The following is a 21,871-nucleotide window of genomic DNA, read 5'->3' on the forward strand; positions in this document are numbered from 1 at the left end:
CCCGGACCCACCTCGTATCCCCCGGGATACGGCGCCGCGTCCGGACCCACCTCGTATCCTCCGGACTCCGGGCCCGCCGCCGCCCGGCCCGCCGGCCCGCCCGGCGAGACCGGCCCGGCCCCCGGGCGGCGCCGGCGGCTGCCGCTGGGGCCGCTGATCGGCGGCTGCGCGGTGCTGGTCTCCATCGTGGTGGCCGCCGCGCTGATCGTCACCAGAGGCGGCGACACCGCGGCGAGCTGGAACACCTACCCCGGATCCGTCGCGGCGCCCTTCACGATCGCCTACCCCTCCACCTGGGGGACCGCGCGGACCAACGGCGACCAGTGGATGATCGCCGCTCCCGCGACCGACGAGTTCAACGCCCTGTTCGCGATCCCGGGCAACACCGACTGGTCCAAGGTCAACCCGGTCATCAACGGGCAGCCGGACCGGGCGACCGGGATCTTCGCCCAGGTCAACAACGCGCTGAGCACGTCGGACTCCCCCGTGGAGCTCCAGCAGAGCCTGCAGTCCGCGCTGCCGGGCACCGTCGCGTTCACCGGCGCTCCGATGGCGGTCACCGTGGGCGCCCGCCCCGCCGTCAAGCTGGCCGGCGTCGCGGGCGACCCCCGGCAGGGCGGCCGCCTCGACTTCTCCGCCTACGTCGTACGGCAGGGCTCCGGGGAGTCGTCGGTGCTGATCACGTTCTTCTGCGCGAAGTGCGACCCGGACCTGATCGACCACATGGTCAACACCGTGCGGTTCACCTCCTAGTACTCCAGCCGTAGTTCTTGATCACGTCGACGAACGCCCAGTCGTAGAAGCGGTGGTCCTTGGCTCCCGCTCCAGCCGAGAGCCGCTGCCAGGCCCGCTGCGGCAGGGCAAAGGTCATCTCATCGGCGCGATAGGTGCCCGCGCGCGTGGTCACGCGGTGGCTGGAGGCGACCGCGAACACGTAACCGACCTGACGTTCCTCCAGCTCCGTGCGCAGATGCGGGCTCTGCCCGTAGACCTCATCCCCTGTCACCCAGTCCGGGCACAGGCCGGACTCCAACGCCCGGACCACCATCCGCGCCGCCAGCTCACCCTTGGTCGTGAACACTCGCGCCTGGGGTACGCCGGCGGCGTGGCACCTGACGGGATCGGCCGTCCAGGTCTTCGGCAGGTACAGCTCACGATCGATGAATGCATGCCCGCCGGTGGTCGCGTAGGCCAGGTAGACGGCGATCTGGCTGTTCTCGATGCGCCCGGCTGTGCCGGTGTGCTGCCGCTGCACTCCGACATCCCGCCTTCTTGATCTTGCACGGTTCTTCTTGATCAGCTCGTCGTCAACGGCGGTGTTGAGGATGCCGCGAAGGAGGTGGTACGCCTTCGCAGTCGTCGATGCGCCGAGACCGTGCTTGGTCAGGCCCGTGTGCCAGACGCGGATCCGGCGGGACGTGATCCCCGTGAGCATGCAGCCGCCGAAGATCGGGTTGATGTGTCCTTTTGCTGGAATGGCAACAGAACTCAGGCCCTGACCTCCCTCGACTCTACAGTCAGGACGACCAACGAGTCCTGGCCGAGGAGGGACGATGACGGCGAAGCACCGGATCTTGGAAGCGGGCGCGGAGCGGATTCACGTCGTAGAGCAGGGCAGCGGCCCGCTGGTGCTGCTCGTCCATGGTTTCCCCGAGTCGTGGTATTCCTGGCGGCGGCAGCTTCCCGTGCTGGCGGCAGCCGGTTACCGGGCCGTCGCGCTCGACGTACGGGGCTACGGGCGTTCGTCCAAGCCGCAGGACCCCGCCGCGTACCGGATGCTCGACTTGATCAGTGACAACGTGTCGGTGGTCCGGGCACTCGGTGAAAGCTCCGCTGTGATCATCGGCCACGACTGGGGGGCGACGATCGCAGCGCAGTCCGCACTCGTCGAGCCCGAGGTGTTTCGTGCGGTCGGATTGTTGAGCGTCCCTTACACCCCGCCCGGCGGGCCTCGGCCAAGCGAAGTGTTCGCGGGAATGGGCGGCGGGCAAGAGTTCTATGTCTCCTACTTCCAGCGCCCCGGACGAGCCGAGGCCGAGATCGAGCCCAACGTGCGCGGCTGGCTCGCTGGGTTTTACAGCGCCCTGTCGGCGGACACGATGGCTGCGGCGGACTCCCCAGACCCGCACTTCATCGCCCAGGGCGGCACACTGCGCGAGCGTTTCCCTACCGGCGCGCTGCCGTCCTGGCTGACGCAAGACGACCTCGACTTCTACGCCGCCGAGTTCGAGCGCACGGGCTTCACCGGTGCCCTCAACCGCTACCGCAACATGGACCGCGACTGGGAGGACCTGGCTACGTACGCGGACTCCCCGATCAAGCAGCCGTCCCTCTTCCTTGGCGGCACCCGTGACGCCTCCACCATGTGGCTCTCCGACGCCATAGCCGCCTATCCGCAAACGCTCCCCAACCTCACTGGCAGTCACCTCCTGGACTGCGGCCACTGGATCCAGCAGGAACGCCCCGACGACGTCAACCGCCTGCTCGTGGAGTTCCTCGACAGCCTCTGACCGGGACATCCGAACCGTCGGGCCGAGCCATCCCGAGCCGTCGTATAGCGCGGCCCGCGGGACGTGCGGGAGCGGGCACCGACCCGGCGCGATCCCGAGGGGAGGCTGTACGCCCCGCCCGACCCGGCGAACCGGGTCGACCGCTCCACCGGTCCTCCTACGACATGCGGCTGAGACGGCGGAGGACGTTGTGGGTGATCCGCTAACGGGTCGCCCTCGATCAGTCCGCTGACCCACTCGCAGGTCCCCGCGTTGAAGACGGTGCCGCCGCGTTCGAACACGCCGACCATCGCGGCGCCGTACCTGGCCTCGCGGCGGAACTCGGGCGGCTGCCCGTCGTACATGGCCGCGACGAGCCCCAGCGCCTCGCCCTCGGGCGCGCCGAGCGGGACCCGGCCGCCCCAGCGGTCGATCTCGCCCATGACGGCCGGGGCCATGGCCAGGATCTCCAGGTTCTCCGGCGCGCCGTCCTCGTGCGTCGGATAGGGGAGACCCTTGCGGAACGTGTAGTCGACCCCGTCCACCTCGAAGGAGACGATGCGCGCCGGGCCGCCGAAGACGTCCCCGTAGTAGAGGTCGGTGCCCTCGAACGCCCAGTGGTCGGGCCGGTAGACGGTGTAGCCGCCGCTGGAGCGGGGGGTCGTGGAGCCGTAACGGGCGTACGCCCCGCCGAGGCCGGTGAGTCCCATGGTCGCGGCGCCCGGACGCCCGGTCTTGGGATGGTCCCAGGCGGTCGTGTCCCGCGCCGGGTCGGTCGCGCCGACCGGGTCCTCGCCGGGCATCTTGTGGCAGACCTGGGTGGCGCCGTCGTCCTCCAGCCGCACCTGCCAGACGAAGTTGGCGCCGAACCTGGCCAGGTTCCCGCCCCGGTCCACGAACGCGTCGACCGTGTCGCGCATCTCGGCGGTCCAGTACTCGTCGTGCCCGACGACGACCAGGCAGTCGTAGCCGTCCACCGACTCGGGCCGGAAGTGCAGGTCGTGCTGGGTCAGGTAGTCCAGGCGGTAGCCGTTCCGCTCCGCCCAGACCACGAACGGCCGCTCGTACGTCGCCCAGAGGGCGTCGGCGTGGTGCCGGGAGTAGCCGTTGGCGTACGCCCACTCGTACGCCGGGTGCCGCGGCTCCCACCCGATCGGCGGCACGTCGGTGTGCCGGTTGCGCGCCGCGCCCTCGGGCTTGCGCAACATCCCCCGCGCGATCGGCCGCAGCGCCGACTGCCGTGGGGTCGGGACGTCGGTGTACGGATCGTCGCCGAGCCCCCGGTAGGCGTTGGCGCCGCCCCAGTCGTTGTACGCGAGCATCGTGCTGGTGGTGAGGACCAGCGCCATGCGTGCCCGCCCGCCGCGGGCGCCGGGCCGTACGACGAAGAAGTGCTCGCGCTCGTGCCGCCGCCCGTGCTCGTCGGTGATGCCGACGACGACCAGGTAGAAGCCCGACGGCCAGTCCTCCCCCACCGGGACGGTGAACGCGACGGGCCACCCGCAGCCGGTCGTGTACGCGTCGTCCGGCGTGGGGTGCGCGGCGCCCGGCAGGCCGGCGCGGCGGAACACCGTCTCCGGCTCGGCGCCGTCCCGGACCACCGCGACGTCGTACGACTCGGCGGTGGTGTGGACGTGGACGGCGACCTCGTCACCGGGGTCGTAGCCGAACCGGTCGGTGTAGCACCAGATCTCCTTGATGTCGGGGTCGTTCCTGGGCCGTTCCGGCTGCCAGCCGGGGATCGACCAGGCGTATCGCGGCGGGAGGGTCATGTCGTCCTTTCCAGATCAGGAGGCGAACGGGTCGACGGAGCCGACGCGGTCGTAAACGTCGGGCCGCGCCGAGCGGAGCCGCAGGGCGCGCAGGCAGCCCGCGGCGAACGCGACCGGCAGCGGCGACAACATGAGGGCGTTGCCGAGCGGGCCCATGCCGGTGAGCACCGGCAGCTTGACCAGCAGGAGCGCCATCACACCGGTGAGCAGCAGGGCCGAGAGGCCGGGCGCGACGAGCCGCTGCCACAGCGACTCGCCCGCCCGCAGCCGGCCCAGGTGGCGGACGACCGCGATCGAGGTGAGGATCTGCAGGGCCATGACCCCGGCCAGCGTCGGCGTGTTCGTCCAGATGACGACCTGCGTGTACGGGTCCAGGCCGGACACGCCGAACACCGTCAGGGCGACCGTGACGATCGCCGTCTGCGCGAGGCAGGCGACGCTCGGCGTGCCGGTGGAGGCACCGACCCGGCTGAACGCGGCGGGGAGCAGCCCCTCGCGCCCCTGGGCGAACAGGTACCGGGCGCACGCGTTCTGCAGGGCCAGGACGCCGGCGAGGTAGCTGGTGACCATGAGCACCTCCATCACCGTCGTCATCGCCCCGCCGACGTAGGTGTCGTTGAGGCGGTACACGAGGGTGGAGAGGTCGCCCGACAGGGCGGCGCCGAGCGCGTTCGGGCCGATCGCCATGTAGAGCGTCCAGCTCGCGAAGGAGTAGAAGAGTGTGAGGAAGCCGACCGCGATGTAGGTGGCGCGGGCCACGGTCCGCCTCGGGTCCCGGACCTCCTCGCTGTAGATGGCGGTCTGCTCGAACCCGATGTACACCACCAGCGGGATCACCAGCATCGCGCCCAGGTGCGGGGTGAGGACGGCGCCCGGCGCGAAGCTGCCGAACGACAACCCCTCGTGGCCGCCCCGGGCCAGGACCGCCACGGCCAGCACGACCAGGACGCCGATCTCGCCGGTCAGCAGGACGGCCATCACCTTCGCGCCGATGTCGACCCGGCGGTAGGCCATCGCGCCGACGAGCAGTGACAGCGCCACCGCCGTCACTCCCCAGGGGACGCGGACCCCGAAGAGGTCCTCGATCGCCGTGGACGCGAACAGCCCGGCCGCCGCGGCGAAGCCGATCTGGCCCAGCGCGTAGGAGGCGTAGGCCAGCACGGCCGCTCCCGCGCCGGCCACCCGGCCCAGGCCCCGGCCGATGTACGCGGAGAACGCTCCGCTGCCGGAGACGTGCCTGCTCATCGCGGCGAACCCGACCGTGAACAGCAGGTAGACGACGCCCGCGATCAGGTAGCCGGAAGGCGTGCCCTCGCCGCCGTACAGGAAGGCCAGCGGCCCGAACCCGGCCATCACGGTGAGGGGCGCGGCGGCCGCGACGACGAAGAAAACCAGATCCCTGGTGCCGACGGCGCCGGATCTGAGCGTGGAGGACGGGGTGTCCGAACCAGGGGGTGCCACAGTCATGGAGTCTCCTTCGCGAGGTCGGAGACACACTAAATCGGCAGGTCAGCGGCGTACCCCCGACGATCGGGCGGGTCCGGGCGGCGATATCCGCCCGATCGGCGGGTTGCCCGCTTGAGGTGGCGAGGCCCCGCCCGCTCAGCGAGTGCGACGAGGCGGTCAGGCCTGCCCGTCGATGCTCTCGGCCGCCTCCCGGGCGGCCAGCGCCATCCACACGTCGCCCAGCTCCCGGGCGGCCAGCCGCTTCCCGGTGAGCTGTTCCGCCCGCTGCAGCCGCTCGCGCAGCGTGTGCCGGTGGATGCCGAGCTGGGCGGCGGCGCGCTCGTAGGAGCAGTCGACCTCGATCCAGGCCCACAGTGTCCTGATCAGTTCCTCGCCGCGCCCGGCGGGCAGCCGGTCGATCGGCCCGAGCACCGCGTCGGCGTACGCCCTGAGCACCTCCGGCGGCCCGAGGCCGAGCAACATCTGGAAGTTCGGCCGGGCGAGCGCGTCATGGACGCCCGGGCCGCTGCGGCGGGCCAGCGTCAGCGCCTGCCGCGCCTGGCGCAGGCTCAGCTCCAGGGACCCCGGCTCCACCGGGCCGCCCATCCCCACGGCCAGGCCCGGCAGCTCGGCCGCCAGCCGCGCGGCCAGCCCCTCGTCCTGCGGAACGATCAGGACGATCTCACCGCCGTGCGCCGCGCCCGCGGCCTCGGGGAACGCCTCGCCGAGCGCCTCCAGCCGGGCCGCGGCGTCCGTCGCGTCCTGCGTCACCACCACCCGGACCCGGGTGCCGCCGAGGCCGATGGAGTCCAGCAGCGACGCCGCCGTCTCCGGACCGTACCGGCCGGTCACCAGCTCGCGGACGATCCCGGCCCTGCGGCGCCGTTCGGCCCCGGCCAGCGCCTGCCGGTGCTCCAGCTCGATGGACATCAGCGAGACGGCCGACCCCACGAGCATCCGCTGGAAGGAGCCCAGCTCGCTCCCGGCCCCGCAGATCAGGAACCCTCGCAGCCGTTCCGCCCCCAGCGGCTGGACGAGCAGGTCGCCGCCCTCGTCCGTGTGGCGCGCCGCCGCGTGCAGGCCCCGGCCCGCGACCCGGTCCAGCTCGCCGCCGAGCCCCTCCAGCCGCGCCGCGGCCTCCTCCGGCACCGCCGCGAGCGGCGCGCCGAGGCGGTCGGTCACGATCACCCACAGCCCCGCCTCGGCGGCCAGCCCGCGCGCGATCGCCTCGACCCCGCCGGGCCGTACGGCGAGGCCGGTCAACACCCGCTGGGCGCGGGCGGCCCGCTCGACCTCCGCGTACCGGATCTCGGCCAGCCTGCGGTAGACGGCGTCCGTGATCGCGATGAACGGCGTCTCCTCCGGCACCTCGATCAGCGGCACGCCCCACCGCTCGGCGGCGCCGGCCCACTCGGCGGGCGTCCGCTGGTGGGCCAGCGTCGAGCCGAGCCCGAGCGCGACGGCCGCCACCCCGGCCCCGGCCAGCAGCCGGAAGAACTCCTCGTGCCCGCCGTCAGCGGGGACCCTCATGCCCGTGGTCATCAGCAGTTCGCCGCCGCGCAGCCATCGCCGCGGGTCGGGGACCTCGCTGACATGCGCGGAGGTGATCGCCCGGTCGAGCCCCGCCGAACCGGCGACCAGCGTCAGCCGCAGCGCCGCGTCGGAGACCACGTCGCCCACCGTCAGCCCGGAAACAGTCACCGCTCCTGGGTAGCAGACCCGGCGCCGTGCCCGGTACCGCCCGCGGCGGCGACGGCGTGGCAGGCGCCCCGGCCGTCGGCCCTGGCGACGATCCGGCCCGCCGCGACACGTACGGCGGTGACCTCGGCGCCGGGCGGCGCGGCGCGCACGGCCTCCTCCACGGCTTCGAGCCGGTGCAGCCCGAGGCCCGCCAGTTATTCGCAGACGCTGACGGCGTCGAACGGCTCGACGAAGGCGGGCGCGGCGCATTCAGATAATGAGATCATGTGCTGACATCATCTGAAAGCGCGTGTCCCAGGGGGTGACGCGCCCCGCGGCCCCTTCGCCCCCTTGCCCCGACTCCCGGTCCGGACGCCTTCGGCCGTGGACCCAACGACCGCTGAGGAGACGCTCCGGAATGGCCCGCACCGGCGACGACGACAGTCTGTTGAAATGCACGTTCTGCGGGAAAGGCCAGCATCAGGTCGGCAGGCTGATCGCAGGACCGAGCCCGCTGTGCATCTGCGACGAATGCGTCCGGCTCTGCAAGGAGCTCCTCCAGGAGGAGGAGGACGCCGAGTCGTCCGGCCCGGCCCTGGCGGGCCTGCCCAAGCCGCGGGAGATCCACGCGTTCCTCGACGGGTACGTCATCGGCCAGGAGGACACCAAGAAGGCCCTCTCGGTGGCGGTCTACAACCACTACAAGCGCGTACGGGCGATGAGGGGAGGAGCCGGCGCGGGCGAGGAGCCGGTCGAGCTGGGCAAGTCCAACATCCTGCTGATCGGCCCGACCGGATCCGGCAAGACCTACCTCGTACGGCGCCTCGCCCGGACGATGGGCGTCCCGTTCGCGATCGTCGACGCCACCGCGCTCACCGCGGCGGGCTACGTCGGCGAGGACGTCGAGAACATCCTGCTCAAGCTGCTCCAGGCGGCCGACCACGACGTGAGGAGGGCCGAGACCGGCATCGTCTACATCGACGAGTTCGACAAGATCGCCCGCAGGGGCGAGAACCCGTCGGCCACCCGCGACGTGTCCGGCGAGGACGTCCAGCAGGCCCTGCTGAAGATCCTGGAGGGCACCGTCGCGAGAGTGTCGCCGCAGGGCGGGCGCAGGCAGCCGCAGCAGGAGTTCGTCCAGATCGACACCACCAACGTGCTGTTCATCGTCGGCGGCGCCTTCGCCGGCCTGGAACAGATCGTCGAACGGCGGACCGGCAGCGGGGCCGCCGGGTTCGGCGCCCAGCTCTCCACCCCGTACGCTCCGGACGGGGCGGGCGCCCTGGCCGAGGTCACGCCCGAGGACCTGCTGAAGTTCGGGCTGATCCCCGAGATCGTCGGCCGGCTCCCGGTCGTGTCGGCCCTGCACCCGCTGGACCGGACGGCGCTGGCCCGCATCCTCACCGAGCCGCGCGACGCGCTGCTCAAGCAGTACCGCAGGCTCTTCGAGCTGGACGGCGTCGAGCTGGAGTTCACCGACGAGGCGGTCGGCGCGGTCGCCGACCAGGCGCTGCTGCGCCGCACCGGCGCGCGGGGAGCCCGCGCGGTCCTCGAAGAGGTCCTGCTCAACGTGATGTACGAGGTGCCCGGCCGGGACGACGTCGCCCGTGTCGTGATCGATCGGGAGACCGTGCTCGGCAACGTCAATCCCACCCTCGTGCCGCGCGAGCACCCCGGCCGCGGGCGGCGGAGCCGCGAGAGCGCCTGAGCGGCGGCGCCGGCCGCGCTTTCCTCACTTGCAGGACTTCTGCATGCGGTGATCAAGGGAGATGCAACCGCCCGGCCCTTTCCTGTGTGCACGAGCCCGGAAGGCAGGCGCCAGGCCGGGAGGCACCCCCGTCAGGAGACCACCATGAAGCGCACCGCACTCGGCCTGGCCGCCGCCGCGATCGCCGGCCTCTCCCTCGCCGTCCCCGCCACGATCGGCGCCGCGCCCGCGTCTGCCGCCACCCCCGACCCCGGCCCCGAGACCTGCCTTCAGGGCTACGTGTGGCGAGTGGCGCGCCCGTCGGACCTGGTCTGCGTCACGCCCGAGGTCCGCACCCGGACCGCGGAGGAGAACCGCACCAAGGCCGCCCGCTGGACCGACGGCGCGTACGGCCCGCACACCTGCGTGACCGGTTTCGTCTGGCGTGAGGCGTTCACCGGTGACGACGTCTGCGTCGCGCCTGAGGTCCGCACCCAGACGCTGGCCGACAACAAGAGCTCGTCCGACCGCAAGGTCCTGGCCCGCCTCTGGGTCAGCAAGTACACCCCGAACGGGCCGGGCACCCTCCCGCGCATCCAGGTCAACGGCGACCACTACAACGTCGGCACGGTCCGGATCGTCTTCCGCTACAACAACGGACAGACCTACAGGACCGGGTACGTCAAGGCCGCCGCCAACGCCGGATTCGCCGGCGGCAGCTTCGGCAAGAAGCTGGACCTCCTCTACTGCTCCGGGAAGCCCAACGGCTACGTCCAGGCGTACGACCTGAAGTCCGGCCGCTGGTCGCCGCGCCTCGCGGTCACCGTCGGCTGCGCCACCCTCTGAAGCGCGGCTGCCCGGTCGCCGGGGCCGCCGGCCGTTCACGTCCGGTCGATCGGGCGCCTCAGGGAGAGCCGCAGGGCGAGACCGGCGTCAGCCACAACGCGGTGCCGTCGACAGGACCGCGATCCCGCCGAGGGCGAGCGCGGCACGGCAGGCTGACGGCGGGCGCGACCCCCGCGAAGTCCACCCCGAACCACCCCGTCCATGGACCCCGGGCCGGGTCGCTATCCCAGGTGGACGGCCCTCCATTGCTCGGCTCCGGCGAGGACGGCCTGGTGGACGGCGCGGGCGATGCGGGCGCCCCAGGTCGATCTCGGGCCGCCGAAGAGCTCGGGCCCGCCGTCAGCCGCCGCCCGCCCCGCGGCGTCCTCCGCCCCGTGCCCCGCCCCGGCCTCGCGCACGGGCTCCCGCACGGCCTCCGGTACGGCGACGCAGACGGCGTCGGAGGCGGTGCCGGTGCACGGGAACCCGGCCTCGATCAACGCCTGGGTCTTGGCCTCGGTCACGGTCATGACCGCGTTGACCAGGGCCGCGTCGGTGAACGGCACCGGCACCGCGACGACGATGTTGATCGTCCCCGGCGCCGGGAGCCCCGGCGGCACTGGGTCGGGCCTCCCCCGGTCCGTGAGTCGCTCCGGATCATGCGCCGCGCGGCCGGGCGAGGCCGGGGCGAGGAACGCGGGACGCAGTTCGGGGTCGGGCCGGCCCTCGGGGGACGCCGCCCAGGTGGGGACGCGCAGGCCCACCGTGGCCACCGCGTCCACTCCCCCGTCCGACGCCTGGACGTACCGGTCGACGGAGGCGGCGGTCAGCATGCCGACGCCGGGGCCCGCGCCCTCCGGGCCGAGCTCGGCCAGGTGGTCCAGCGGGTCCATCCGCGCGTACGCGGCGATGACCTGGGCGTTCAGCACCCACTCCCGGGGACCGATGCCGCCGCCGAGCATCGCCGAGGAGATCATCCGCCAGCCCGGCCCGAACTCCCACAGCAGCGACGCGAGCCGCGCCCCGTCCTCGTCCCGGTATCCCAAGGTCATCCTCATGCCCGGAAACCTATCGATCGGCGGGACGGAGCAGCCGCACGAGCGGGCGTCCGTCCTCTCCGGGCTCCACGCGTACCCGGGCGCCGAAGTGCCGGGCCAGCAGCGGCTCGGTCAGCACCCGCCCGGGAGGCCCCGCCGCGACCACCCGGCCGCCCGCCAGCAGCAGCAGCGCGTCCGCGTACTGCCCGGCCAGGCTGAGGTCGTGCAGCGTGGTCACCACGGTGAGGCCGTCGCCCGCGCGCAGCCGGTCCACGAGTTCGAGCACCTGCTGCTGGTGCCCCAGGTCGAGGGCGGTGGTCGGCTCGTCCAGCAGCAGCACGGGCGCCTGCTGGGCCAGCGCCCGGGCGAGGACGACACGCTGGCGCTCGCCTCCGGACATGTGCGCCAGCGGGCGGGCGGCGAACCCCGCGAGGTCCAGGCGCTCGAGCACCGCGCCGGCGATCTCCCGGTCCGCGGCGCTCTCCCGCCCCAGATACGGGATGTACGGCGTGCGCCCGAGCAGGACGTAGTCGAACACCGTCATGTCGGGCGGCAGCGACGGGCTCTGCGGCGCGTACGCGATGAGCCTGGCCCGGTCGCGGGGTTTCAGGTCCCGCACGCGGACGCCGCCGACGAGGACCTCGCCGGTGTGCGGCAGGAGGCCCATCATGGCCTTGAGCAGGGTGGACTTGCCCGCGCCGTTCGGTCCGACGACGGCCAGCCACTCCCCGCCGCCGACCGAGACCCGCGCGCCTTCGAGGACCCGGCGCCCGTCGAGCGCCACGCCGAGGTCGCTGACCTCGACCGGGTGCGTACGGCGGCCGCTCATGTGCCCACCTTCCTGGTCAGGCGCAGGACAGCGACGAAGAACGGCGCGCCCACGAAGGCCGTGACGACGCCGATCGGCAGCTCCGCCGGGGCGAGCACCGTGCGGGCGACCATGTCGGCGAGCACCAGGAAGGCCCCGCCGCCGAGGAAGGAGATCGGCAGCACGACCCGGTAGGACCAGCCCGCCAGCCGCCGCACCACGTGCGGGACCACGATCCCGACGAAGGCGATCAGACCGCCGACCGCCACGGCGGACGCGGTGGCGAGCGAGGCGGCGAGCAGCACGACGAACCGTACCCGGCCCGCGCGCAGTCCCAGGCCGGTGGCCTCGTCGTCGCCGACGGACAGCACGTCGAGCAGCCGCCCGTGCAGCAGGAGCGCGACCGTCGAGACCACCGCGTACGGGGCGATCATCCGCACCTGCTCCCAGCCGCCGCCGACGTCGCCGAGGATCCACGAGTAGATCCGCTGGAGCTCCTCCACCTTGAGCTGCTGCGCGAAGGTCTGGATCGCGGTCAGGAACGACGTGACCGCCACCCCGGCGAGCACCAGCGTGGCGGTCCCGCCGCCGCGTCCGGCGGTGTTCCCCACGGCGTACGCGAGGACGACGCCGCCGACCGCGCCCGCGAACGCGGCGACGGGGAGGATCGTCGTTCCGGTGTCGCCGCCGACGAACACGACGACCAGGGTCACGCAGAGCCCGGCTCCCGCCGCCGCGCCGAGCAGGTAGGGGTCGGCCAGCGGGTTGCGGAACACACCCTGGTATCCCGCGCCGGCGATGGCGAGCAGCCCGCCGACGACGGCCGCGAGCAGCACCCGCGGCAGCCGGAGCTGGAACAGCAGCCCCTCCTCGACCGGGGTGAGCCCCGAGTCCAGGTGGACGAACGGCAGCCGGTCGAGGAGGGCGAGCAGGATCCCCTTCGGGGAGATCCCGGCCGCGCCCGCGAGCAGCCCGAAGGCCATGCTCGCGAGCAGGAGGGCCACCGCGACCAGCAGCGTCGCCGCGCGCAACCGCCCCGCCCTCGGCCGGGCCGCCTCCGACCGTCCGATGTCGGTACGGCCGGAGCCGGCAGAGTGGGCGCCGGACCCGTCGCCCTCCCGCTCCACGACCTCCGCGCGGCCCGCGTCCGCCCGGTCGGCCCGTACACGATCGGCCCCGGACGGCTCGGCGGGCGGATCCGCACGGAGCGCGTCGGCATGCTCCTGATCGGAGTGGACCAGGCCTGATCGGGGCGGTTCCGCACAAAGCGGATCGGCGCGGGGCGGCTCTGCGCTCATGCGGTGATCAGCTCGCGGCCTTCTGGACGGCCTCGCCGATGGCCTTGGCGAGGTCCACGACGCGCGGCCCCCAGCGGGAGGCGATGTCGTCGTCGAGCTCGATCACGCGGTCGTTCTTGACGGCGGACAGCCCGGACCAGCCGGGGCGCTTGGCGAGCGCCTCCTTGTTCTGCCCGCAGCACTTGGTGTCACCCAGGAAGATCAGCGCCGGGTCCGCCTTGGCGACGAACTCCGACGAGAGCTTGGGATAGCCGCCCGCCGCGTCGGGCGCCTCGTCCGCCACGTTGACCAGGCCGAACAGGCCGTAGACCTGTCCCAGGAAGGTCGAGGACGTCGCCGCGTAGGGCGTGGTGTCCAGCTCGTGGTAGTAGGTCAGCTTCCCGTCCTTGGGCGCGGCGGCGGCGAGCCGGTCGAGCTCCTGCTTCATGCCCGCCACGACCTCGGCGGCCTTGTCGGCGTTGCCGGTGGCCGCGCCGAGATCGGTGATCTCGTCGTACGCCTCGTCGAGCGTGTTGGCGGCGGGCTCCACGATGACGGGCACGCCCACCTTGGTCAGCCCGGCCACGACGTTGTCGATGTCGTTGGAGAGCACGACCAGGTCCGGCTTGGCCTCGACGATGGCCTCGACGTTGGGCTTGAACCCGGACAGCGCGGTCTTCGGCGCGTCGGCCGGATAGTTGGACTGGTCGTCCACGGCCGCGACCTGGCTTCCGGCTCCCAGGGCGTACAGGGTCTCGGTGGCGGTCGGCGAGAGCGACACGATGCGCTCGGGGCGCTTGGCGATGGTCACCGCGCCGTTGCCCGCCTGCACCGTGACCGGGAAGGCGGAAGAACCCGCGGCGGGGGCGGCGGGTGTGGCGCTCGCTGAGGGGGCGGCCGACGTGCCGTCCGTCTGGCCGCAACCGGCCAGGGCGACGACACCCAGCAACGCGCCCGCGAAGGTCGTGCGTAGGGGCGACACGAGGTCCTCCAGGGGGATCACCGGGAATTGGAGAGACCCGTGACAATTGACGGATCACCCTTTTCCACGAGGGTCGATGGCGTCGGCGCACGGTGCAGGCGACCTGGCTCACCCCCGGGGGACGGGGTTTCACAGTTGCGGGACAGCGCCGGGATCCCACCGGACTTCGCTACGCCGTGCGTCGGGATGAACGGTATCAACCGGGTCTGTCACCAAATAGTCTTGCCCCCGTGGGAGGCATCGTTCGGCGCGCGAAACGGGCCGCGCGCGCGACCGGCCACCTGGTCCTCGGCCTGCTGCTCGTCCCCCTCTGCGTGCTCGCCCTCCTGCAGTTCCTCGTGTCGCTGGTGCTCAGCGTGACGTTCGTCGGCCTGCTGCTGGTGCCGTACACGGCGCGTGTGAACCGCGCCGTCGCCGGGCTCGCCAGACGGCTGGCGTCGCGCTGGCTCGGCCGGCCGGTCACCGCGCGGTACGGCCCGCGGACGGGCATACTCAATCGGGCCCGGCTGACCCTGAACGACCCGATGACCTGGCGGGACGCCGGCTGGCTGGCCCTCCACCTCGTCGCCGGCCCGGTGCTGCTCGCTCTGGCGCTCGGTCTGTGGGCGGGGCTCGGGTTCGACCTGTCCCTGCCGTTCTGGTGGTGGAGGCCGTTTCCCGAGCACTCCGTCGAGCTGACCGGCATCGCCGTCGACAGCTGGTTCCGCGTGGTCACCGTCGTCCCGGTGCACTTCGCGGCCGTCGCCGCCCTCGCGCTGTGGGCGATCCCGTTGCTGGCCGCCGCCGACGCCCACCTGACCCGGCTGATCCTCACCACCCCCGAACGCGTACGGCTGGCCGAACGGGTCGCGGAGCTGACCGAGACGCGGGCGGCGGCCCTCGACGCGCACGGCGCCGAGCTGCGCCGCATCGAACGCGACCTGCACGACGGCGCTCAGGCCCGGCTGGTGTCGATCGCGATGCGCCTCGGCATCGCCGAGCGGATGATGGCGGCCGACCCCGGAAAGGCGGCCGAGCTGGTCGCCGAGGCACGGCGCAGCACCGAGGAGACGATGACCGAGCTGCGCGGCATCATCCGCGGCATGTACCCGCCCATCCTCTCCGACCGGGGGCTGCCCGGCGCGGTGGCCGCTCTCGCGGCGGCCTGTCCCGTACCGGTGACGACCACGACGGACGGCGTCGGCCGGCTGCCCGCCGCCGTGGAGGCGGCGGCCTACTTCGTCGTGGCCGAGGCGCTGACCAACGTCGCCAAGCACAGCGGCGCGTCGTCCGCGTCCGTACGGCTGAGCGAGGCGGACGGCCGGCTGACCGTCGTCGTCGGCGACAACGGCCGGGGCGCGGCGGACGAGACCGGGGGCACCGGTCTGTCGGGGATCAGGCGCAGGGTGGCGGCCTTCGACGGACGAACCGACTTGGCCAGCCCTCCGGGCGGGCCGACGACGCTGATCGTGGAGTTGCCGTGCCATTGAGGGTGCTGATCGTCGAGGACAACGTGCTGCTGGCCGAGGGCCTGGCGCTGCTGCTCCGGACCGAGGGGCACGAGGTGACCGGGACGGTCGACACCGCCGAGGCGTTCCTGCGCGCGGTCGGCGAGCAGCGGCCGGACATCGCCGTCGTCGACGTACGGCTGCCGCCCAGTTTCAGGGACGAGGGGGTGCGCGCGGCCGTCGAGGTGCGGCGCAGGCACCCGGGCCAGCCGATCCTCGTGCTCTCGCAGTACGTCGAGCGGACGTACGCCGCGGAGCTGCTCGCGAGCGGCGAGGGCGGCATCGGCTACCTGCTGAAGGACCGGGTCGGCAGGGTCTCGGAGTTCGTGGACGCGCTGGGCCGGGTGGCGGGCGGCGGCACGGCGATGGACCCCGAGGTGATCTCCCAGCTGCTGGTGCGCCAGGTCGGGCATCCCGTGGACGCGCTGAGCCCGCGCGAGCGCGAGGTGCTCGCCCTGATGGCCGAGGGCAGGTCCAACGGCGACATCGCCGGGCACCTGTCCGTCACGGAGCGCTCCGTGCACAAGCACGTCGGGAACATCTTCCTCAAGCTCGGGCTGCCGCCGAGCGACGGCGGGCACCGCCGGGTGCTGGCCGTGCTGAGCTACCTGTCGCACTGACCCCGGCGGGCCGCGCGAGAGAACGCGGGAGCCTGATCCCCACCACCGGACCGGCCGCGCGGAGAACCGGGGAGCCGGGTCCCCCGCCGCCGGACCGGAGGGCACGCGAAGCCGCCCGGGACGCGGCCGCGGGCACGGCCGGAGACACGGCCGGAGACACGGACAAGCCGGTGAACCGGAGGGTCATGGTGTAGCTGGCTACACCCTCGGAGGTAGTCCTGGCCGAACGATCGAACGGGGGACTGCACCGCTGCGCTGAACTGGGGTTTCTCGCCATGCTTGTGGAGTTGATCCCCAGCGGAGGCGAATCCCCCATGTCACTGACCATGCTCCCCCCGTCCCGTACCGGCGTTCCGCCGAGTCCCGCGCACAGGGACAGGTTCGTCGACATCCTGCGCGTCTTCGGGATGGTGCTGGTGGTCGTCCAGCACTGGACCATGCCGGTCCTGGCCTACGCGGACGGTCGGCTGTCCACGGGGAACGCGCTGGCCGCCGTGCCGCTGGTCACCTGGATCAGCCAGGTCATGCCGCTGGTGTTCTTCGCCGGAGGCGCCGCGAACGCGATCAGCTGGCGGTCCGCCGACCGCAAGGGGCAGGCTCCCGGGCTCTGGGTGGCGCGGCGGCTGCGGCGGCTCGCCTGGCCGGTGCTGCCGCTGGCGTTCGTCTGGCTGCCCCTCCCCTACGTCCTGGCCGCCGTGGGCGTGCCCGCCCAGCCGGTCGAGGTGGCGGCGCGGACCGTGGGACAGCTCCTGTGGTTCCTCGCGGTCTACCTGCTCGCGGTGGTGGCCACGCCGTACCTGACCCGGATGCGGGCCGGGCTGGTGCTCCCGGTGATGGCGGCCGGCGCGGTGCTGGTGGACGTGGTCAGGTTCTCCGGCCTGGAGCAGGCCGGCTACCTGAACGTGCTGTTCGTCTGGCTCGCCGTCCACCAGGTCGGCTTCCTGTACGCCGAGGGCCGCCTGGAGTGGCTGTCCGGGCGGCGCGCCCTGGCGCTGGCCGCCGCCGGGTTCGGCATGGTCGCCGGTCTGGTGGCCGCCGGGCCGTACCCGGCGAGCATGATCGGGATGCCCGGCGCGGTCTCGAACATGGCGCCGCCGAGCGCCTGCATGCTCGCGCTGTTCGCCGGGCAGCTCGGACTGGCGATGCTGCTGCGGCCGGCGCTCAACCGGCTCTGCCGCACCCCGTTGACGGACTCCCTGCTCACCGTCCTCGCCCCCAGGATGATGACGCTCTATCTGTGGCACATGACGGCGCTCGTCACCGTGGCGGGGATCGTCCTGGTCGGGTTCGGGGCGGACATGCCCGACGCGGGCACCTCCTCGTGGTGGGCGCGGCTCCCGCTCTGGCTGGCGGCGCTGACGGTCGTGCTGCTGGCGCTGGTCGGCCTGTTCGGCCGCCTGGAGGAGCCGCGCGGCGCGGCCTCGGCCCGCCTGGTGGTCGTCGGCACCCTCATGATCGGCGCGGCTCTGACCACCCTGATGATCACCGGCTTCGCCGTGGGGGTGCTCCCGCCGCTCGCCACCTGCGTGCTCATCGCCGGCCTGCTCGTGCTCAGCCGTTCGGGAACCGCGGCCGTGCCGTCCCGATCCGGCGTAGCTGCCGTTCCGCCTCGTCGATGACCGCCTGGAGCCGAAGGCCGTGGCGGGCGTCCAGCGGGTGTCCGCCGCCGCGGCGTACGGTCTCGGCGAACTCGGCGGCCATCGCGGCGAAGACGCCCTCGCCGAACTCCGTGACCGGAAGGGACGCGTTGCCCTTCCGGCCGTAGACGTCGATCCGGGGCGGAGGGGCGTCGCCGATCGCGGCCATGGAGAGCGACGCCTCGCTCACCGCGCCGCTCTCGTGCTCAAGGAGCAACCCGACCCACCTCAGGGGGTCGCCGTGCGCCCGTACGGCCGTGACCGGCCCGAGTGCGGCGTCCAACAGGTCGATCATGTGCGGCCCGACGTCCAGCAGCGCGCCCCGCTCCAGCCGCCACGGCGTGGCGAACGGCCCCCCGTGCAGCACGCCGGAGATGTTGGCGGCGTGGCCGCCGAACGGTTCGATCGAGCGGGCCCGCTCCAGGAACGCCCTGGTGGCCGGTGAATAGCGGAACGTGAAGACCATCTGGGACGCCACGCCGGCCTCGCCGACCGCGTCCGCCAGCCGCTTGGCCCCGTCCAGGTCGGCCGCGAGCGGCTTCTCCAGGAGGAGCGCCTTGCCCGCCCTGGCCGCGCGCACCCCCAGCTCGGCCTGTACGGCGGGCGGCACCGAGAAGGCCACCGCCGCGCACACCTCGAACAGGTCCTCCAGCCGCTCGAAGGAGGGGACGCCGTGCGCGGCGGCCAGTTGGGCCGCCGCCTCGGGCCGCCGGGCCCAGATCCCGGCGAGCCGGGTGCCCGGCCCTGCGGCGAGTGCGGGGGCGTGGACCATCCCGGCCCACGGCCCGGCTCCGACGAGTCCGACCGGCACAGCTTCCACGGGGGGATCCTTTCGGTCAGCGCCGAGGCGGTCCGCGTCGGCGTCTCCGAAAGGAGTATCGCGGAGGTCCGGGGATCTCCCCCAGTGGTTCCGCCCCGCGGCCCTCGCCCGCGGTGCCGGGGCGGCATGATGCCGGATATGGACGTGATTCTGCTGCGGCACGGCGAGACGGAATGGAGCAGGAACGGGCGGCACACGGGTCTGACGGACCTGCCGCTCACCGAGCGGGGCGAGGAGCAGGCGCGCGCGCTCGGCGGAGTGGTGCGTGGGCGGGCGTTCGCGCTCACCCTGTCCAGCCCCGCCCAGCGCGCGCGGGTGACGGCGCGCCTCGCCGGGCTGCCGTCCCCCGAGACCGACCCCAACCTGTGGGAGTGGGACTACGGCGGCTACGAGGGGATCACCACCGAGGAGATCCGCAGGACACGCCCCGGCTGGTACGTCTGGCGCGACGGGATCGTCCCCGGCGACGCCGCCCATCCCGGCGAGAGCATCGAGCACGTGGGCGACCGGGCGGACAAGGTGATCGCGCGGATCCGCGCGGCGGGCGGGGACGTGGCGGTGGTGTCGCACGGCCACTTCCTGCGTGTGCTCGCCGCCCGCTGGCTGGGCCTGCCCGCCGACAACGGGCGGTTCTTCCGTCTGGACACCGGGACGTACTCGGCGCTCGGCTTCGAGCACGGCGAGCCCGTGATCCTGCACTGGAACGCCCCGGTTCGCTGAGGGAAGGGGCGGGCGGGTCCCGGCGCGCTCGCCGGGCCGGAGGCGGCGCCGCCTTCGACGCGTCGCCGTTGACGCGTCTCAGGGCGTACCGCGGGGGCGTGCCTCTGGGCGACGCCCTGGTCCGGTGCGGTCTCAGCCGCCCGTGACCGGCTGGGGCTTCGGGCCTCGTCCGGTCAGCCAGTCGAGGACCCTGCGGTGTCCGGTCCGCGCCTCCTCGAAGTGGCACCAGTGCCAGTACCTGGGCTGGTCCCGGACCCCGGTGACCCACGTCCGGTAGGTCACCGGCCGGGGCCGGCCGTCGTCGGGCCCGGCCGCCGAGGCGACGCCGTACGTGCGGATCACGACGCGGCCTCCGGGTGCGAGAAGCACGTCGTCGGCCACGGGATAGAGAGTCATCCGGTCCGGCATTGCGAGCCCCCTGATCTCACGATGGTGTGGGACCCAATCTGCCGGACGCGTGTTACACGGCTTCGCACGAACGGGTTAAGGCCGTACGTGGTCCCGTAAAAACGGCGTCACACCAGAAGACCGTCGAACTCCCCGTCTTTGACTCCGAGCACCAGCGCCCGGATCTCGTCCCGCGTGTAGATGAGCGCGGGCCCTTCGGGGAACCGCGAGTTGCGGACCGCCACACCGCCGTCGGGGAGCTCGGCGAGCTCCACGCAGTTGCCGGTCGAGTTGCTCCGGACGCTCTTCCGCCAGGTGACCCCGGTCAGGTCGTTTGCCGGCATCCCGTTATATGTCTGCATTTACATCTCTCTGAGAAGATCGCCGATGATCTCGGCGGTACCCCCGGGCGTGGTGCTCTCCACGCACAACTGCTCCATGGCCGTGAGGTAGGGATCGATGTCCTCACGCTTGTCGAGGTACAGGGCACCCCACAGCTGCTCGACGTAGACCACGTCCGAAAGATCGGACTCGGGAAAACGCAAGATCGTGAACGCCCCTCCCTCGGCCGCATGCATGCCGAACTTGAACGGCATCACCTGCACGGTGATGTTGGGCAGCATCGACACCTCCAGCAGGTGCTGGAGCTGCTCCCGCATGATCCCCTCACCACCGATGGGGCGCTTGAGCGCGGCCTCGTCGATGACCGCCCAGAGCCTCGGCCCGTTCTTCTGCCGCAGTCGCTCCTGGCGCTGCATGCGCAGATGCACGCGGTGCTCGATCGACTCCTCCGGATCGTCCGGGTAGCCGAGCCGGATCACCGCGCGGGCGTACGCCGCCGTCTGGAGCAGGCCGGGCACGAACTGCACCTCATAGGTGCGGATCACGCTCGCCGCCTCCTCGAGCCCGATGAAGGTGACGAACCAGCCGGGCAGCACGTCACCGTACTTGTGCCACCAGCCGGGCGTGTTGGCCTCGCGGACCATCTCCAGCAGGCCACGGCGTTCGGCGTCGTCGTGCACGCCGTACAACGTGAGCAGGTCTTCGACGTCACGTGTCTTGAATCCGACCCGGCCGAGCTCCATTCGGCTGATCTTGGATTCTGAGGCGCGGATATGGAATCCGGCGACCTCCCGGGTCAGCCCCCGGTCCTCGCGCAGCTTGCGAAGGCTCGCACCAAGCATGATTCGCCGAACGGTGGAGCCGGATCCAGGCGGATCGATCGACACGTGCTATTCCTCCGGTATGTGGACTGGTTCACAGTCTGTCAAAGATCGCCCCCTTCGTCCCAGAGGTGTTTGGGGGTAACCGTAGCGCGTGCATCCTTCAAATGCACGTGCATCCGCTCTTGCACATGCACGGGACCTTCCACCATCATGATCTCGTGCAGTCCGCGAACCTGACTCGTGGCCAAACCCAGTGGTCGGCGCTCGATTGGTGGCCTCCCCTCGGCTGGTGGCCGGAGCCCGCGCGCGATCTCCTCGCCCCCGGATCCCCCGCCGCCAGCGCCACATTCGTCCTGCTCCCGCGAGCGGAGTCCATCCACTCGGCCCGCAGTTTCGCCGCGGGCACGCTGGCCGGCTGGAACATGGGCGAGCTGGCCGAGGGCATGGAGCTGATCGTCTCCGAGCTCGCCACCAACGCCCTGCGGCACGGTCTCATGCTCGGCGCCACGCCGCTCCGCCGCGAACGCGAGGTCGTACGGCTGTCGCTGATCCGCCGCGGCTCCCTGGTCACCTGCGCGATCACCGACCCCGGCTCGGCCGTACCGGTGCTGCGCGACCCGTCCCCGTTCGAGCCGGGCGGGCTCGGACTGCACATCGTCGAGTCCATGAGCGTGTGCTGGGGCTGGTCCCCGCTCGCGCCCCAGGGCAAGGCCGTCTGGGCCGTCCTGTCCGCCTGACGCGCCCCGGCGTGAGTTCACCGGACGGCCCCCGCTGAGGAGCCGTCACCGGGCCTGCCCCTCCGCCGGCCCGGGCCGTGTCCCCGTCCGGGCGTGCTTCCTCCTCCGGGGAAACCGCGTGGACCCGGCTTCCCCGGCGACCGGCCCGGGACCGCCGAGCCCGCGCCCGGCCGTCCGCCCCGCCCGCCGCCGCCTCAGCGTGCCGCGCGCCCGCGGCGACCTCGACGGGAACCAAACGCGGGCTCATATTTCTGCCGCCCGGCCCCCGGGGCGCGCGATCTGGATTACGGTGGC

The 21,871-nt window shown here is 72.6% G+C and carries 21 protein-coding genes, 2 pseudogenes and 1 riboswitch; of the genes and pseudogenes, 10 read left to right on the forward strand and 13 right to left on the reverse strand.

Annotated elements, in window-relative coordinates:
* Positions 1–753, forward strand: a pseudogene (locus AWQ70_RS39990) (hypothetical protein); the annotation flags it as partial.
* A 22-nt stretch (positions 754–775) separates the two neighbouring features.
* Here the strand turns inward: AWQ70_RS39990 and AWQ70_RS26430 are convergent.
* Positions 776–1,435, reverse strand: a pseudogene (locus AWQ70_RS26430) (IS701 family transposase); the annotation flags it as partial.
* Between the two features lie 118 nt (positions 1,436–1,553).
* On the opposite strand from AWQ70_RS26430, the gene AWQ70_RS26435 reads away from it, so the two are divergent.
* A complete protein-coding gene (locus AWQ70_RS26435) occupies positions 1,554–2,510 on the forward strand; it encodes an alpha/beta fold hydrolase (RefSeq protein WP_067181341.1) in 957 nt (318 codons plus the stop codon).
* Here AWQ70_RS26435 and AWQ70_RS26440 read toward each other — a convergent pair.
* From AWQ70_RS26440 to AWQ70_RS41510, 4 genes are all read right to left on the reverse strand, one after another.
* Positions 2,423–4,261: a N,N-dimethylformamidase beta subunit family domain-containing protein gene (locus AWQ70_RS26440; protein WP_218004666.1), complete on the reverse strand. Its 1,839-nt coding sequence runs from the start codon at positions 4,259–4,261 to the stop codon at positions 2,423–2,425. The two genes, AWQ70_RS26435 and AWQ70_RS26440, sit on opposite strands and share 88 nt — an antisense overlap.
* A 15-nt stretch (positions 4,262–4,276) precedes the next feature.
* Complete coding sequence (locus AWQ70_RS26445) at positions 4,277–5,728, reverse strand: APC family permease (protein ID WP_067181344.1); 1,452 nt, start codon at positions 5,726–5,728, stop codon at positions 4,277–4,279.
* A 156-nt stretch (positions 5,729–5,884) separates the two neighbouring features.
* Positions 5,885–7,408: a PucR family transcriptional regulator gene (locus tag AWQ70_RS26450; protein WP_169808749.1), complete on the reverse strand. Its 1,524-nt coding sequence runs from the start codon at positions 7,406–7,408 to the stop codon at positions 5,885–5,887.
* On the reverse strand, positions 7,405–7,557 hold the full coding sequence (locus AWQ70_RS41510; protein WP_245647160.1) for a hypothetical protein: 153 nt from the start codon (positions 7,555–7,557) through the stop codon (positions 7,405–7,407). Before AWQ70_RS41510 ends, AWQ70_RS26450 begins: the two co-directional genes overlap by 4 nt.
* 248 nt (positions 7,558–7,805) lie before the next feature.
* On the opposite strand from AWQ70_RS41510, the gene clpX reads away from it, so the two are divergent.
* Both clpX and AWQ70_RS26465 read left to right on the forward strand, forming a co-directional pair.
* Complete coding sequence (clpX, locus tag AWQ70_RS26460) at positions 7,806–9,095, forward strand: ATP-dependent Clp protease ATP-binding subunit ClpX (protein ID WP_067181353.1); 1,290 nt, start codon at positions 7,806–7,808, stop codon at positions 9,093–9,095.
* A gap of 144 nt (positions 9,096–9,239) precedes the next feature.
* A complete protein-coding gene (locus tag AWQ70_RS26465) occupies positions 9,240–9,920 on the forward strand; it encodes a hypothetical protein (RefSeq protein ID WP_067181357.1) in 681 nt (226 codons plus the stop codon).
* Between the two features lie 221 nt (positions 9,921–10,141).
* Here the strand turns inward: AWQ70_RS26465 and AWQ70_RS26470 are convergent, their stop codons facing one another.
* Genes AWQ70_RS26470 through AWQ70_RS26480 form a run of 3 tightly spaced genes read right to left on the reverse strand, consistent with a single transcriptional unit; the run spans position 10,142 to position 12,775 of the window.
* On the reverse strand, positions 10,142–10,951 hold the full coding sequence (locus tag AWQ70_RS26470) for an adenosylcobinamide amidohydrolase (RefSeq protein WP_084517838.1): 810 nt from the start codon (positions 10,949–10,951) through the stop codon (positions 10,142–10,144).
* Between the two features lie 16 nt (positions 10,952–10,967).
* Entirely contained in the window at positions 10,968–11,765 is a 798-nt protein-coding gene (locus AWQ70_RS26475; RefSeq protein WP_067181362.1) for an ABC transporter ATP-binding protein, read from the reverse strand.
* Positions 11,762–12,775 (reverse strand): FecCD family ABC transporter permease, encoded by a 1,014-nt coding sequence (locus AWQ70_RS26480; RefSeq protein WP_067181365.1) that lies wholly within the window; start codon positions 12,773–12,775, stop codon positions 11,762–11,764. Before AWQ70_RS26480 ends, AWQ70_RS26475 begins: the two co-directional genes overlap by 4 nt.
* Positions 12,776–12,838: 63 nt before the next feature.
* Here AWQ70_RS26480 and AWQ70_RS39265 point away from each other — a divergent pair, with 63 nt between their 5' ends.
* Positions 12,839–12,991: a hypothetical protein gene (locus AWQ70_RS39265; protein WP_157530423.1), complete on the forward strand. Its 153-nt coding sequence runs from the start codon at positions 12,839–12,841 to the stop codon at positions 12,989–12,991.
* Between the two features lie 58 nt (positions 12,992–13,049).
* Here AWQ70_RS39265 and AWQ70_RS26485 read toward each other — a convergent pair whose 3' ends face one another.
* The gene (locus tag AWQ70_RS26485; RefSeq protein ID WP_067181603.1) at positions 13,050–14,003 is read right to left on the reverse strand and encodes an ABC transporter substrate-binding protein; all 954 of its coding nucleotides are present in this window, start codon (positions 14,001–14,003) and stop codon (positions 13,050–13,052) included.
* Positions 14,004–14,079: 76 nt separating this feature from the next.
* Positions 14,080–14,195: riboswitch (cobalamin riboswitch) on the reverse strand.
* Between the two features lie 38 nt (positions 14,196–14,233).
* On the opposite strand from AWQ70_RS26485, the gene AWQ70_RS26490 reads away from it, so the two are divergent.
* From AWQ70_RS26490 to AWQ70_RS26500, 3 genes are all read left to right on the forward strand, one after another.
* Entirely contained in the window at positions 14,234–15,472 is a 1,239-nt protein-coding gene (locus AWQ70_RS26490; RefSeq protein ID WP_245647161.1) for a sensor histidine kinase, read from the forward strand.
* Positions 15,469–16,110 carry a response regulator gene (locus AWQ70_RS26495; RefSeq protein ID WP_067181370.1) on the forward strand — a complete coding sequence of 214 codons (642 nt, stop codon included), beginning with the start codon at positions 15,469–15,471 and terminating at the stop codon, positions 16,108–16,110. The genes AWQ70_RS26490 and AWQ70_RS26495 overlap by 4 nt, the downstream gene beginning before the upstream one ends.
* 314 nt (positions 16,111–16,424) lie before the next feature.
* Positions 16,425–17,729 carry an acyltransferase family protein gene (locus AWQ70_RS26500; RefSeq protein WP_157530424.1) on the forward strand — a complete coding sequence of 435 codons (1,305 nt, stop codon included), beginning with the start codon at positions 16,425–16,427 and terminating at the stop codon, positions 17,727–17,729.
* Here the strand turns inward: AWQ70_RS26500 and AWQ70_RS26505 are convergent.
* On the reverse strand, positions 17,662–18,567 hold the full coding sequence (locus AWQ70_RS26505) for a Gfo/Idh/MocA family protein (RefSeq protein WP_067181374.1): 906 nt from the start codon (positions 18,565–18,567) through the stop codon (positions 17,662–17,664). The genes AWQ70_RS26500 and AWQ70_RS26505 overlap by 68 nt on opposite strands.
* A gap of 138 nt (positions 18,568–18,705) precedes the next feature.
* Between AWQ70_RS26505 and AWQ70_RS26510 the strand changes: the two genes are divergently transcribed.
* Complete coding sequence (locus AWQ70_RS26510) at positions 18,706–19,287, forward strand: histidine phosphatase family protein (RefSeq protein ID WP_373282381.1); 582 nt, start codon at positions 18,706–18,708, stop codon at positions 19,285–19,287.
* A 132-nt stretch (positions 19,288–19,419) separates the two neighbouring features.
* Here the strand turns inward: AWQ70_RS26510 and AWQ70_RS26515 are convergent, their stop codons facing one another.
* The 3 genes from AWQ70_RS26515 to AWQ70_RS26525 form a co-directional block, all read right to left on the reverse strand.
* A complete protein-coding gene (locus AWQ70_RS26515) occupies positions 19,420–19,683 on the reverse strand; it encodes a hypothetical protein (protein ID WP_245647162.1) in 264 nt (87 codons plus the stop codon).
* Between the two features lie 119 nt (positions 19,684–19,802).
* Positions 19,803–20,036, reverse strand: coding sequence for a DUF397 domain-containing protein (locus AWQ70_RS26520; RefSeq protein ID WP_061256322.1), 234 nt, complete (start codon positions 20,034–20,036; stop codon positions 19,803–19,805).
* Complete coding sequence (locus tag AWQ70_RS26525; RefSeq protein ID WP_084517840.1) at positions 20,037–20,903, reverse strand: Sco1979 family transcriptional regulator; 867 nt, start codon at positions 20,901–20,903, stop codon at positions 20,037–20,039.
* A 155-nt stretch (positions 20,904–21,058) separates the two neighbouring features.
* On the opposite strand from AWQ70_RS26525, the gene AWQ70_RS26530 reads away from it, so the two are divergent.
* The gene (locus tag AWQ70_RS26530; RefSeq protein ID WP_084517852.1) at positions 21,059–21,577 is read left to right on the forward strand and encodes an ATP-binding protein; all 519 of its coding nucleotides are present in this window, start codon (positions 21,059–21,061) and stop codon (positions 21,575–21,577) included.
* Positions 21,578–21,871 lie beyond the last annotated feature (294 nt).

Source organism: Microtetraspora niveoalba (assembly GCF_001570405.1).
Classification (GTDB): Bacteria; Actinomycetota; Actinomycetes; order Streptosporangiales; family Streptosporangiaceae; genus Microtetraspora; species Microtetraspora niveoalba.